Raw genomic sequence first — 11,698 nt, forward strand, 5'->3', positions numbered from 1 at the left:
TTTCACTGACCCGTAGGAGCGAAAGCGTACTACGGAGGTGAAAGATGGCAGATACAATAGAGCAAGCAGTCTCTCGCGCACTCGACGAGGCGCCGCCGCGGAACTTCCGCGAGACGGTCGACCTCGCCGTGAATCTGCGCGACTTAGATCTCAACGACCCGTCGAATCGCGTCGACGAGAGTGTCGTCCTGCCGGCCGGAACCGGTCAGGAGACACAGATCGTCGTCTTTGCTACCGGTGAGACCGCCCTCCGTGCAGAGGAGGTGGCGGACGACGTCCTCGGACCCGACGAACTCGAAGAACTCGGTGACGACGACGACGCCGCCAAGGACCTCGCCGACGAAACCGACTTCTTCGTCGCGGAAGCGCCGATGATGCAGGATATCGGTCGTTATCTCGGGACCGTTCTCGGGCCGCGCGGTAAGATGCCGACGCCGCTCCAGCCCGACGACGACGTCGTCGAGACGGTCAACCGCATGAAGAACACGGTCCAGATCCGGAGCCGCGACCGCCGCACGTTCCATACGCGCGTCGGCGCGGAGGACATGTCCGCCGAGGACATCTCGGACAACATCGACGTCATCGTCCGCCGCCTCGAGGCGGCACTGGAAAAAGGGCCGCTCAACATCGACTCCATCTACGTCAAGACGACCATGGGTCCGTCCGTGGAGGTCGAAGCATGAGCGAGAGCGAGGCCGTCCGGCAGACCGAGACGATCCCCCAGTGGAAGCGCGAGGAGGTCGACGAACTCGTCGAGTTCATCGAGTCCTACGCGAGCGTGGGTATCGTCGGCGTCGCCGGTATCCCGAGCCGACAGCTCCAGAACATGCGTCGCGACCTGCACGGGAGCGCCGACGTCCGGATGAGCCGCAACACGCTCCTCCGGCGCGCGCTCGACGAGGTCGACGAGGGATACGAGGACCTCGCCGAGTACGTCTCGGGACAGGTCGCCCTCATCGGGACCAACGACAACCCGTTCGGGCTGTTCCAGCAGCTGGAAGCGTCGAAAACACCCGCCCCGATCAACGCGGGGGAAGTCGCCCCCAACGACATCGTGATCCCGGAGGGCGACACGGGGGTCGATCCCGGTCCCTTCGTGGGCGAACTCCAGCAGGTGGGCGCGGAAGCCCGCATCATGGACGGCTCGATCAAGGTGACCGCCGACTCGACGGTGCTCGAAGCCGGCGGAGAGGTCAGCGACGAACTCGCGAACGTCCTCGGCGAATTGGGTATCGAACCCAAGGAAGTCGGGCTGGATCTGCGCTCGGTGTACTCCGAGGGCGTCCTGTTCGAACCCGACGAACTCGCCATCGACGTCGACGAGTACCGCGCCGACGTTGAGTCGGCCGCGGCCGCCGCACGCAACCTCTCCGTCAACGCGAGCTATCCGACGGCCCGCACCGCGGGCACGCTGCTGGCCAAGGCGGCCGGCGAAGCCAAGTCGGTCGGTCTCTTCGCCGCCATCGAGGATCCCGAGCTGATGCCGGACCTCGTGGCCAAGGCGGACGGTCAGGTGCGCGCCCTCGCGGCGCTGATCGACGACGACGAGGCACTCCCGGAGGAACTGCGTGGCGTGGAAGCGCCCGCGGCGGGAGTTGAGGAACCGAGCGACGAAGACGAAACGGCGGAGACGGACACCGCCGACGAGGAGACGGACGCCGACGACGCCGACGACGAAGACGACGAAGACGACGACGGCGGCGACGGTGCCGAAGGCCTCGGCGCGATGTTCGGCTAACAACGGAGATATACGACAATGGAATACGTTTACGCAGCACTCATCCTGAACGAAACCGGCGAAGAGATCAACGAAGACAACGTGACCGCGGTCCTCGAGGCCGCCGGTGTCGACGTGGAGCAGTCCCGCGTCAAGGCGCTGGTCGCCGCCCTCGAGGACGTCGACATCGAGGACGCCATCGAGACGGCCGCTGCCGCGCCCGCTGCGGGCGGTGCCGCTGGCGGTGCGGCCGCCGGTGACGACGAAGACGAGGACGGTGGCGACGAGGCCGCCGACGAGGCCGAGGAAGAGGAAGCGGCCGAGGAAGAAGAGGACGAGGACGAAGAGGCCAGCGGCGAGGGCCTCGGCGAACTCTTCGGCTGAATCGGCCCCACCCGAATCCAGAACTTCCGTTTTTTGGCTCCATCCCGTCCAGCCCCGGGCTCGTCGACGCCGAGGGTTGAAACCAGGTGACGCAGCCACCTCCGCGGGATGGCCGCCCCCGCACCCGTCGGTCTCACGGCGCTCGGCTACACGCTCGTCGGCGTCGGACTCGGCACCTGCAGCGGGTTGACGCCCGGACTGCACGCCAACAACTTCGCCCTCCTGCTCGCGTCGGTCGTCCCCATCCTGCCGGGGCCGCCGCTCGCCCTCGGGGCCGCCATGCTCGCGGCCGGCGTCGTCCACACCTTCCTCGACGTGGTACCGGCGCTCGCCCTCGGTGTCCCGGACCCGGCGACGGCCGCGGTGACGTTGCCGGGACATCGGCTCGTTCTCGACGGCCGCGGTCGGGAGGCGCTCCGTCTCTCCGCCCTCGGGAGCGGCCTAGCCGTCGTCGTCGCCCTCCCCGCAGCCGTGCCGCTGACCCGCGGCGTCGAACTCGTCTATCCCGTGCTCCGGCGACACATCCCGTTCGTTCTCGCCGCCGTCGCCGTGTTCCTCGTCGCCACCGAACCGACCCGCCGCCGACGCGTCGCCGCCGTCGCGACGCTCGCCGTCGCGGCGGGCCTCGGGTGGCTGACTCTCGACCTGGAGCCGACCGGCGCCGTCGCCACGGGTGGCGTTCTCGCGCCGCTGTTCGCGGGACTGTTCGGCGCGCCCGTATTGATCGAGGCGCTCTCCGGCGAGGGCGTCCCGCCACAGGCCGATCCGACGGTGACCCTCGACCGGCGGACGGTCCTCGGGTCGGCCGGGGCCGGCGCCGGTGCGGGAGCGCTCGTCGGCTACCTCCCCGGCGTCTCCGCCGCCGTCGGTACGGTACTGGTCCTGCCGGTCGTTCCCGGCCGGTCGGGCGCGCGGGGATTCGTCGTCGCCTCCAGTGGCGCCAATACGGCGAACACCGTGTTCGCGCTTTTCGCCCTCGTCGCCCTCGGCACGCCCCGGACGGGCGTGATGGTCGCGATGGAACGGTCGGGTGTCACCGATCCCCTGCTCCCGCTCGTCGGGGCCGCGTGTCTCGCCGCTGCCGCCGGCTTCGCCCTCGTCGTCTCCGTCGGCGACGTCTACCTCCGGACGGTCGGCCGCCTCGACTACACTCGCGTGTCGCTGGCGACGGGCGGGGTGCTGGTGGGGGTGGTCTCCCTGTTCGCGGGTGTCCTCGGACTCGCCGTGTTCGCACTCGCGGCACTCGTGGGGCTCCTTCCGCCACTACTCGGCGTCCGACGGGTCCATCTGATGGCAGTCCTGGCACCCGCCATCGTCGTGCCGTGACCCGGCCGTCTCGGGCCGGCTTTGCTCCCACAACTGGAGAATCAGCTACAACGCTTTATCCTCAGTGAGCCTATATTTCAGTAGGTGAAGACAGATGTCCACACGGACGCTAACACCGGCGGATCGGAAACGACAGGCGGCCCTCGACGCCATTCCACCCATCGAGGAGTCCCGGACCGACGGGCGTCTCCGGATCACGCGCGGATTCCGTGGTCTGTCGCCTCCACAGGCAATCCGGTATCTGGAGGCTCTCGGCGGCGACCGGGTCGACGACCGGACGGTCGAGGGGCCGGAATGGCGTGCGACGCTGGAGACTCGGACGATTCCGGTCGGTGCGTACCGATTGACGGAGGTTCGGATCACCTGGACCGGCGACCCGGCGGCCGTCGAGGCGGTGGTGCTTCGGTTCCGGATCAAGGCGTTTCGGGCGCCAGGCTGATCCGACGGATCGGCCCCGCCCCCGGTCTCGCCCGACCGTTCGCCTCGCAACCCGAAAGACAACGATTAAAACCCGCGAGCGGGTTCGTCACTGTATGAGTCAGACGGAAGGAAAACAGGAGCGCCAGTGTGTCTCCTGTGGCATCAACATCTCCGGGATGAGCGCCGCTTCGTTCAAATGCCCGGACTGCGGTCACCAGATCTATCGCTGTGCAAAGTGTCGTAAACAGAGCAACCTCTACGAGTGTCCGGACTGTGGGTTCAGGGGGCCGTAACGATGGGCAAAGTCGCCGCCAAGATGAAGGTCATGCCCAAGAGTCCCGAAATCGACCTCGACGACCTGCAGGAGCGACTCGAGGCGTCGCTCCCGGAGGGTGCGAAGATCAACGGATTCGAGCGCGACGAAGTCGCGTTCGGCCTCGTGGCGCTCCTCCCGACGGTCATCGTTCCGGACGACGCGGGCGGTACCGAAGCCGTCGAGGAGGCGTTCACCGGTCTCAACGACGTCGAGAGCGTCTCGGTCGAGAACGTCGGCCGCATCTGAAGCGCGGAACGCACCATTTATAATCGCCACCACAGTATTCACCTTCACGACAATGCCGAGTTCAAACGGTCCGCTGAAAGGGACGCGCGGAAAGCTCTCGAACGATCCGCGGGACCGCGGCGCATCCCCACCCCAGCGCGCGATTCAGGAGTACGAAATCGGTCAGAAAGTCCATCTGAAACTCGACCCCAGCGTCTCCGAGGGTCGGTTCCACCCCCGCTTCAACGGGCACACCGGAACGGTCGTCGGGACCCAGGGTCGCGCCTTCAAGATCGAGATCAACGACGGCGGCAAGGACAAGACGCTCATCGCGCGCCCGGCACACCTCAAGGCCCAGCAGTAGTCGCCCGATGACCATCTTCAAAGAGCAACTCGACGAGGAGTACGTCACCGTCTCGGAGGTCAAGGAACTCCTCGCCGAAGTCGAGGCGGAGCGCGCTGCCGACGTGGACCGTGAGATGCGGTACGAACTCGCTCGCGCCATCGAACACGCCAACACGTTCGCCGTCCTCGACGCCGAAGACTCCCGTGCCCTCGTCGAGGACCTCCTCGAACTCGACCAGGTCGACGAGGTTGCGGCGTTCAAAATCGCGGATCTGCTCCCGATGGATCGGGACGAACTCCGCTCGGTGTTCGCCCACGGTCGCTACTCGCTCGACGGCGACGAACTCGACGAGATTCTGAACGTCGTCGCGAAGTACGCCTGATACCGACTGTTGTGAGCCACTTCCGAGGGCCGCCGACTCCGTGGTCGGCGACCGCCGGGAAACCGTTACGACAATCCGTACGAGCCGACCGTTCCCCCCGGCGACCGGTCACCGACGGTCCGTGTCGCCTCCCGTGGCATCTTCGACCCCCGAAAACGCCTTCTCGAACGCCGCCGAATCCATCTCGCCGACCGTCTCCGTGGTCCGCTCGTCGAGTGCCGCCGCGCGCTCCGTCAGCGCCCGATACTCCTCGCTCGCGGCCAGTTCCTGTCTGGACTTCTCCGATTCCAGCGCGACCAGTTTCTCCGCGATGGCGAACCGCTCCCGAATTCGATCGTCGTACTCCGAGAGCGTGAGCAACTCGTCGACGGTCTCTCGAAGTTCGTCGTCCCCCACGGGTTTCGTCAGGTAGGCGTCGAACCCCATCTCCGCGATGTCGAAGTCGGGGTCCACCGCCGTCACCATCGCCACCCGGACGTCGAGGTCCCGCGCTCGGATCTCTTCGAGGACCTCCCGGCCCGACAGTCCCGGCATCCGCCGGTCGAGCAAGACCACGTCGGCATCGCTCACCTTCTCGAGTGCCTCCTCGCCGCCGTAGGCTTCCAGCACCGAATACTCCTCGGTGAAGGCGAGAGCGTAGACGTCGACGACGTCTTTTTCGTCGTCGACGAGGAGAACGGTCGGCTGCGCTGTTGGCATCGTTACGGTAACGGGTTCGTGGCGGGTTAAACGATACGGGTCAATCGGACACCGACCCGTCCGTCCGGAGCGGTCGGCGCTCGCTGTACCGGACCGGCTCGGATCGGATCGGATCGGTGTCCCGGTCGTCACCCCCCACCAGCGACGACGGCTCCCGCAGTCGTCCCCGACACGCCGATCAGTCCGCCTTCGGGAGGTCGACGACGAAGACCGATCCCGTCGGATCGTTGTCCTCGACATGGACCGATCCCCCGTACTTCTCGACGAGCGTCCGAACCAGGTGTAGTCCGAGTCCGGTACCGGCGCTGTCGAGCCCTTTCGCGCCTTTGCCGAAGATATCCGTCTTCTGCGCGTCGGGGATGCCCGGCCCGTTGTCGGCCACCCGGACGCTCACCGACTCGCCGGTATCGGTCGTCGAGACGGTGACCTCGGGTACCTCCTCGTCGTTGTGCTGGACGGCGTTAGTGAGGAGGTTCCTGAACACGGACCCGAGCATGTCGCCGGCCCGAACCGTGACCGACTGAGGCGAGGAGTCGACGGTGATCACGGCCTCGGGGAACATCTCCCGCAAATTCGCTACCTCGTCGTCGAGTGTCGACCCGAGGTCGACGGGGCGATTCTCCGTCTCGCGCCGGTTCATCATCTCGACCGTGTCTCGCGCCGTACGGGTGAGCTCGACGGCGTGGTTCGCTCGTTCGCTCACCGTCCGGAGGTACTCCTGTCCCTCCTCGTCGACGAAGTCCTGCAGGATATCCGCGTAGGCGGTCACCAACTGCAGATCGTTCCGGATGTCGTGGCGCAACACCTGATTCAACACCTCGAGTTCGTCGCGTTGCTGTTCGAGGAGTTCGTTCTGTTCCCGGAGTTCGGCCTCGTACTCCTTTCGCTGGGTGATGTCCCGAGCGACGCTCAGTATCGCGGACTCTCCCCGGAACGAGACCAGACTGGAGCTGATCTCGACGGGGAACGTCTCCCCGTCCTTCCGTCGGTGGACGGTCTCGAACACCTGTCGACCGTCCTCCGGCATGGTCTCGATCAGGTGAGTTATCTTCTCCTCGTCGAGACCCGCGTCGATGTCGTGTGGCCTCATCGACCGAAACTCCGATCGCGAGTACCCCAGCCGGTCGACTGCCGCGTCGTTCACCGCGAGAAACTGCCCGTCGGGGTCGATCACCCAGACGCTATCGTTCGTCCCGTTGATCAACTCACGGTACTCCTCGCGGGCCCGTTTCGACTGGCGCTGCCGTGCCCTCCATTCCGTCACGTCTCTGGCTACGCCGACGACGCACTCGACCGGTCCGTCGGTTTCCAACGGTGCCAGACGGTAGTCCACGACCACCTGTCCTCTGTCCGATACCTCCAACTCGAGTTCCCCCTCGACAGACTCGCGGTCCCCGTCGAGGAGTTTCCGGTAGGGGTCCTCTTCCTCGCTCCCCTCGTCCCGGATCGCGTCGACGAGGCGACTCGAACGACCCTCGAGGGCCCCCTTCGTCGTCCCGTAAAACTCCGCCAGGTAGTCGTTGACGATCAGGAAACGACCTTCCTCGTCGTACAGGCAGGCCCCCTCCTGAATTCTGTCGAAGATCTGTTCGTAGAGGAGCAACTCCTCGGTACGCACCGCCGACGCCCGTCGCGTTCGGTACTCGTCGACCGCACGCTCCACCCGTGTCGCCAGTCGGCCGTACGGGTCGCTCCCGGTTCCCTTGCGCACGTAGTCGGTGACCCCCGCCGCGATTGCGGCGCTCGCAACCGCCTCGTCTCCCTCGTCCGTGAAGAGGACGACCGGAACGTCGTCCGTCTCTCGGATGGCCTCCAGGACCTCGATTCCGTCGTACGGCGACATCGCGTACGCCGAGACGATGCAGTCGAATTCGCCGTCGCCAACCCGGTCGAGTCCCTCGGTTGGCGTCTCGGCCGTTTCGGCGTCGAACCCCTCGCTCGCCAGGGCCTCGGCAGTCGACGCGGCGGACTCGACCCCGTCGTCGACGACCAGAACGGTCCCCGGGGCGCTGCGCTCGTTCATCCACACGTGTTGCGTGAGGGTTCAATTAAAAGTACGCCGTTTGGGCACCCAACGGTTAACCCCGTGGACGAGGTATGATATTTCATGGAATACACAATACAGACGTCAGTCTCTGGCGAGTTCGACGCCGTCGTCGACGCAACGAACGCTGCACTCAAAGATGAGGGATTCGGTGTCCTCTGTGACATCGACATCCAGGCGACACTCGAAGAGAAACTCGGCGAAGAGTTCCGTCAGTACCGGATCCTCGGTGCGTGTAATCCCCCGCTGGCATTCGACGGATTGACCGAGGAAATCGAACTTGGTGCGCTCTTACCCTGTAACGTCATCGTCTACGAGAGTGATGATGGTGGCGTCGTGGTGAGTGCGGTCGACCCGGAGCAGTTGGTCGGGATCGCGGACAATGACGCGCTAGATTCCATCGCGATCGAGGTCACCGAGCGATTCGAGCGTGTACTGGCAGCCGTTACAGACGAGTTCGAACCCGCATCTGAGAGCTGAGTTGCGATGGCTTCATCCGACCGCTTGACCCAGCTAGGAGTCTTCTTGTTCGACCGCGAGAGCGGGCGGTTCACACCGAGAGAACAGGGACTGTAAACCGTGATATCCAGACGCTTGGGAATCCCACGGCTTCATCCGGGGAAGGTGGTCAATGTCTCGTCGAACAGGGTCTCGAAGAGTTTCTTTTCCGCGGCCCGAAGGTGCTGGGTGAACGTCGTCTGTGAGATATCCATCATCGACGCGACTTCCTCTCCGCTGTGCTCACGGGGCCAATCGAAGAACCCCGAAAAGTACGCGGTTCGCGCTGCCTCTCGTTGTCGCTCCGTCAACGCAGTTGTCAGCTGTTTTCGGAAGGCGGCTTCAGTCTGTACGTCCCGCTCGCGCTCTCGCTGTGCGATCAGCGTTAGTCCATCGTAGGTCGTCCGAAGCGCGTTGACGACGCTTCGAATATCGTTCGAACTGGCCACCTGTGCGACCAGTCGGCCGGTGGTTCCAGTAATCGACAACGACTCGATGCTTGCCCCGTACTGCGCTAACGTTGTGACGACCGACCGATCGTCGACCGATAGCCGGAAAAGCGCCCGGTCTTCGTATGTGTAGACGTGTTGTACGGTGCCGATGAAGTCGGCGTCGGTCGCGTACTCGACGACGACTTCCGGCTCGGGCCCGGTGACGGTGACGTACTGGATCTGATTCTCGTCACCATCATCGACGACATGCTCGAGTGTGACCGTGCAATCGAGCTGTGCTGCCATCTTCGCCAACGGCTCGTCGATTCCTGCCAATTGGAACTCCAACTCAGTTACGCTGTTGGAAATGAGCGTCTGCTTGCTCTCGACAGCGCTGATGGCGTCTGCGATCGTTTGGCCGAGTTCGGCGAACACCTCCCGTTCGATCAGGTCGAACGCGTTCGGGTTGTTAGTCACTACACCAAGGACGCCATACTCCGCGTCGCGGTAGGCGAGCGGAACTACGACGCACCGTTTTTTGCCGGCTGTCTGCAATTGGCCGTCCTCTACGTCGGTAAACACTGGGTCCGGTCCCTCCAGTGCCTGCTCGACCGGTGTCGGATCGGCGGTACACATTGCTTCGATATGAGTCTCGAGGGAGGTGAGGTCGCTGCCGGCCCACGAGTGCGGGCTAACTGAGCCGTCGACGAGTCCTCGACTACCGATCCAAGCCACATCGAAGAGATCCGACGAGGCGAACTGTTCACAGACGGCGGCCTCGATCTCGTCGCGTGTCGACGCAGCGACGAGTTCGCGGTTGATATCGCGGAGCACTTCGTTCGTGTTGTTCAGTACGATTAAGCGCTCGTTCTGGTCCTCGATGCGTATTTCGCGCTCCTTCCGTTCGGTAATGTCGCGCTCGATCGCGACGTAACGATTCACGTCCCCATCCTCGACGATCGGTGCGATCGTTGCGTCTATCCACCGGAGCTCACCCGATTTCCGGCGATTCGTCAGCTCGCCCTCCCAGACCGACCCTGACGTGATTTGTTCCCAGAGATCTGCGTAGAAGTCGTCGCCGTGTTTCCCGGATTGCCAGAGCCGGGGATTCTCTCCGATCACCTCGTCCCGCTCGTACCCAGTGACCGACTCGACAGCCGGGTTTGCGTACTCGATAGTCCCGTTGGAGTCGGTGAGAAAAATCGCGTGCCCGGCGTGTTCGATCGCCTTCCGAAAGCTCTGGAGGCGCTCGTTTACCGTCCGAAGCTCCGTCTTGAGGGCGTCTTCATCGGTGATGTACGCTGAGAGGTAGTACACTGTCAGCAAGGTGAGCGCGCTCACAACGAGGCCGGGAAGCTCTTCGAGCCCAGTGCTCGCCGTCTGTACGGTGAGCAGTTGCCGAAGCGTCATAAAGGAAAACAGCAGCGTCAGGAAGCCGAACCGGCGGTCGCGGGTGCGAGCGAGCAGTAGAATCGAATACCCGACGCCTAGCAGCCGCAGTCCGATCGAGAGGGCAATAATCCCGTTCATACGGTTCGTGTCTGTCTCCGACGGCCGAGGGACCCTCGGCCGCGGAGCGTTCGTCCGCTTCGACTCGAGCAATCCATACTCGAAGGTAACTGATCTCTCCGAATAATCCCTGTGGTCGGTGCTTCGCTCGAGACGCGGCCCGAGTTGTCCCCGACTGATCCCGACCCAAACAGTATTGGTACTCTCGATGTAGGGTGTCTCTCGAGTTTCGGACCGACTCAGACTATATTGGTATCACCTTCTCCACGGGGCGCTCCGTACGACTACGTGTATGAACTCCAGGACTGACCGGCCGACGCGGGAGCAGGTGTTCGTCGGCAAGACGACCGGTGACGGGTGGTGGCGATGAGCACTACAGACGACGACACGCTTCCCGGTATTCCGAACGTCGGGAAAGCTGACCTCGACGCGATGGTTGAGAACGAGCGCCCCGACCCGCGAGAGGAGCTCGCAGACGTCGATGCGGACACGGATCTCGGCGTCTCGATGGCCGCGGACGCACAGCGCGTCGCTCGCGGTGAACTGTCCGGCGACGAGTACTGGGAGCAGTACGATGAAGCCGCAGCTGCCGAGTTCGGTGATGCGTATCACGAGACACCGAACCCCGCGGTTGACGCGGGCGACCAGACTGTCTCGACGGAGACGGCCGAGTCGTTGAGCTGTGCCGTCGGATCGATGGACACCGTTGCGGCGGAGTCGACGCAGGCTGAAGGCGACGAGCCCGACGGTGGGATTGGCGAAGGTGACGAGAAGTGGGGGATGGTGATCGACCTGCAGAAGTGTGTCGGTTGTGACTCGTGTACGGTTGCGTGTAAGTCCGAAAACCGGACACCACCAGGGGTTTCGTACAACGTCGTGATGGAAGAGGAACACGGGGAGTTCCCGAACGTCACGCGGACGAACGTGCCTCGACCGTGCATGCAGTGTGACAACCCGCCGTGCGTGCAGGTGTGTCCGGTCTCGGCGACGTACAAGATGGACGACGGCGTGGTCAACATCGACTACGACCGGTGTATTGGCTGCCGGTACTGCAACATCGCCTGCCCGTACGGCGCGCGGTACTTCGACTTCGGCGAGAACTACGACGACGAGGTCGACGAAGCCGGCGAACTGACCAGCCCCGAGTACGGTGTCGACCGCGGACCGCGCGAGGAGGGGAAATCGCCGATCGGCAACATCCGCAAGTGCAGCTTCTGTACCCACCGGTTAGAGCGCGGCGAAGAGCCGGCGTGCGTCGAGACGTGCGTCGGCGACGCCCGGAACATGGGCGACCTTGAGAACCCCGACAGCGACGTCGCACAGATGGCCGACTCGTCACGCGCGTTCCAACTGAAAGAAGACGAGGGGACCGACCCCAACGTCTACTACCTCAAATAGACC

The 11,698-nt window shown here is 64.4% G+C and carries 14 protein-coding genes; 11 read left to right on the forward strand and 3 right to left on the reverse strand.

Going from position 1 to position 11,698, the window contains the following annotated elements; translation table 11 throughout:
- Positions 1-44 precede the first annotated feature (44 nt).
- The 9 genes from V8686_RS10745 to V8686_RS10785 all read left to right on the forward strand — a co-directional run bounded on the left by V8686_RS10745 (position 45) and on the right by V8686_RS10785 (position 5,116).
- Positions 45-683: a 50S ribosomal protein L1 gene (locus V8686_RS10745; protein ID WP_379704031.1), complete on the forward strand. Its 639-nt coding sequence runs from the start codon at positions 45-47 to the stop codon at positions 681-683.
- Positions 680-1,738 (forward strand): 50S ribosomal protein L10, encoded by a 1,059-nt coding sequence (locus tag V8686_RS10750; RefSeq protein ID WP_379704033.1) that lies wholly within the window; start codon positions 680-682, stop codon positions 1,736-1,738. The genes V8686_RS10745 and V8686_RS10750 overlap by 4 nt, the downstream gene beginning before the upstream one ends.
- An 18-nt stretch (positions 1,739-1,756) precedes the next feature.
- Positions 1,757-2,101 (forward strand): 50S ribosomal protein P1, encoded by a 345-nt coding sequence (gene rpl12p / locus V8686_RS10755; protein ID WP_379704034.1) that lies wholly within the window; start codon positions 1,757-1,759, stop codon positions 2,099-2,101.
- 108 nt (positions 2,102-2,209) lie between these two features.
- The gene (locus tag V8686_RS10760) at positions 2,210-3,427 is read left to right on the forward strand and encodes a tripartite tricarboxylate transporter permease (RefSeq protein WP_379704035.1); all 1,218 of its coding nucleotides are present in this window, start codon (positions 2,210-2,212) and stop codon (positions 3,425-3,427) included.
- Between the two features lie 94 nt (positions 3,428-3,521).
- The gene (locus V8686_RS10765) at positions 3,522-3,866 is read left to right on the forward strand and encodes a hypothetical protein (RefSeq protein WP_379704037.1); all 345 of its coding nucleotides are present in this window, start codon (positions 3,522-3,524) and stop codon (positions 3,864-3,866) included.
- A 94-nt stretch (positions 3,867-3,960) separates the two neighbouring features.
- Complete coding sequence (locus tag V8686_RS10770; RefSeq protein WP_379704040.1) at positions 3,961-4,140, forward strand: HVO_2753 family zinc finger protein; 180 nt, start codon at positions 3,961-3,963, stop codon at positions 4,138-4,140.
- A gap of 2 nt (positions 4,141-4,142) precedes the next feature.
- Positions 4,143-4,409, forward strand: a complete 267-nt coding sequence (locus tag V8686_RS10775; protein WP_379704042.1) for an elongation factor 1-beta — start codon at positions 4,143-4,145, stop codon at positions 4,407-4,409.
- 52 nt (positions 4,410-4,461) lie between these two features.
- A complete protein-coding gene (locus V8686_RS10780) occupies positions 4,462-4,752 on the forward strand; it encodes a 50S ribosomal protein L21e (RefSeq protein ID WP_379704044.1) in 291 nt (96 codons plus the stop codon).
- A 7-nt stretch (positions 4,753-4,759) separates the two neighbouring features.
- The gene (locus V8686_RS10785) at positions 4,760-5,116 is read left to right on the forward strand and encodes an RNA polymerase Rpb4 family protein (protein ID WP_379704045.1); all 357 of its coding nucleotides are present in this window, start codon (positions 4,760-4,762) and stop codon (positions 5,114-5,116) included.
- A gap of 108 nt (positions 5,117-5,224) precedes the next feature.
- On the opposite strand, the gene V8686_RS10790 is transcribed toward V8686_RS10785, so the two are convergent.
- Positions 5,225-5,815 (reverse strand): response regulator, encoded by a 591-nt coding sequence (locus V8686_RS10790; RefSeq protein ID WP_379704046.1) that lies wholly within the window; start codon positions 5,813-5,815, stop codon positions 5,225-5,227.
- Positions 5,816-5,993: 178 nt separating this feature from the next.
- On the reverse strand, positions 5,994-7,838 hold the full coding sequence (locus tag V8686_RS10795; protein ID WP_379704047.1) for a hybrid sensor histidine kinase/response regulator: 1,845 nt from the start codon (positions 7,836-7,838) through the stop codon (positions 5,994-5,996).
- An 84-nt stretch (positions 7,839-7,922) separates the two neighbouring features.
- On the opposite strand from V8686_RS10795, the gene V8686_RS10800 reads away from it, so the two are divergent.
- Positions 7,923-8,339, forward strand: coding sequence for a DUF302 domain-containing protein (locus V8686_RS10800; RefSeq protein ID WP_379704048.1), 417 nt, complete (start codon positions 7,923-7,925; stop codon positions 8,337-8,339).
- A gap of 131 nt (positions 8,340-8,470) precedes the next feature.
- Here the strand turns inward: V8686_RS10800 and V8686_RS10805 are convergent, their stop codons facing one another.
- Positions 8,471-10,318, reverse strand: coding sequence for a bacterio-opsin activator domain-containing protein (locus V8686_RS10805; protein ID WP_379704049.1), 1,848 nt, complete (start codon positions 10,316-10,318; stop codon positions 8,471-8,473).
- Between the two features lie 345 nt (positions 10,319-10,663).
- On the opposite strand from V8686_RS10805, the gene V8686_RS10810 reads away from it, so the two are divergent.
- Complete coding sequence (locus tag V8686_RS10810; protein WP_379704051.1) at positions 10,664-11,695, forward strand: 4Fe-4S dicluster domain-containing protein; 1,032 nt, start codon at positions 10,664-10,666, stop codon at positions 11,693-11,695.
- Positions 11,696-11,698 lie beyond the last annotated feature (3 nt).

The organism is Haloplanus litoreus, from assembly GCF_045690335.1.
Taxonomy (GTDB): Archaea; Halobacteriota; Halobacteria; order Halobacteriales; family Haloferacaceae; genus Haloplanus; species Haloplanus litoreus.

Bases quoted from the DNA above. Each gene is read 5' to 3' on its own strand.
- V8686_RS10745 (WP_379704031.1), top strand. From the start codon at position 45: ATGGCAGATACAATAGAGCAAGCAGTCTCTCGCGCACTCGACGAGGCG.
- V8686_RS10750 (WP_379704033.1), top strand. From the start codon at position 680: ATGAGCGAGAGCGAGGCCGTCCGGCAGACCGAGACGATCCCCCAGTGG.
- rpl12p (WP_379704034.1), top strand. From the start codon at position 1,757: ATGGAATACGTTTACGCAGCACTCATCCTGAACGAAACCGGCGAAGAG.
- V8686_RS10760 (WP_379704035.1), top strand. From the start codon at position 2,210: ATGGCCGCCCCCGCACCCGTCGGTCTCACGGCGCTCGGCTACACGCTC.
- V8686_RS10765 (WP_379704037.1), top strand. From the start codon at position 3,522: ATGTCCACACGGACGCTAACACCGGCGGATCGGAAACGACAGGCGGCC.
- V8686_RS10770 (WP_379704040.1), top strand. From the start codon at position 3,961: ATGAGTCAGACGGAAGGAAAACAGGAGCGCCAGTGTGTCTCCTGTGGC.
- V8686_RS10775 (WP_379704042.1), top strand. From the start codon at position 4,143: ATGGGCAAAGTCGCCGCCAAGATGAAGGTCATGCCCAAGAGTCCCGAA.
- V8686_RS10780 (WP_379704044.1), top strand. From the start codon at position 4,462: ATGCCGAGTTCAAACGGTCCGCTGAAAGGGACGCGCGGAAAGCTCTCG.
- V8686_RS10785 (WP_379704045.1), top strand. From the start codon at position 4,760: ATGACCATCTTCAAAGAGCAACTCGACGAGGAGTACGTCACCGTCTCG.
- V8686_RS10790 (WP_379704046.1), bottom strand. From the start codon at position 5,815: ATGCCAACAGCGCAGCCGACCGTTCTCCTCGTCGACGACGAAAAAGAC.
- V8686_RS10795 (WP_379704047.1), bottom strand. From the start codon at position 7,838: ATGAACGAGCGCAGCGCCCCGGGGACCGTTCTGGTCGTCGACGACGGG.
- V8686_RS10800 (WP_379704048.1), top strand. From the start codon at position 7,923: ATGGAATACACAATACAGACGTCAGTCTCTGGCGAGTTCGACGCCGTC.
- V8686_RS10805 (WP_379704049.1), bottom strand. From the start codon at position 10,318: ATGAACGGGATTATTGCCCTCTCGATCGGACTGCGGCTGCTAGGCGTC.
- V8686_RS10810 (WP_379704051.1), top strand. From the start codon at position 10,664: ATGAGCACTACAGACGACGACACGCTTCCCGGTATTCCGAACGTCGGG.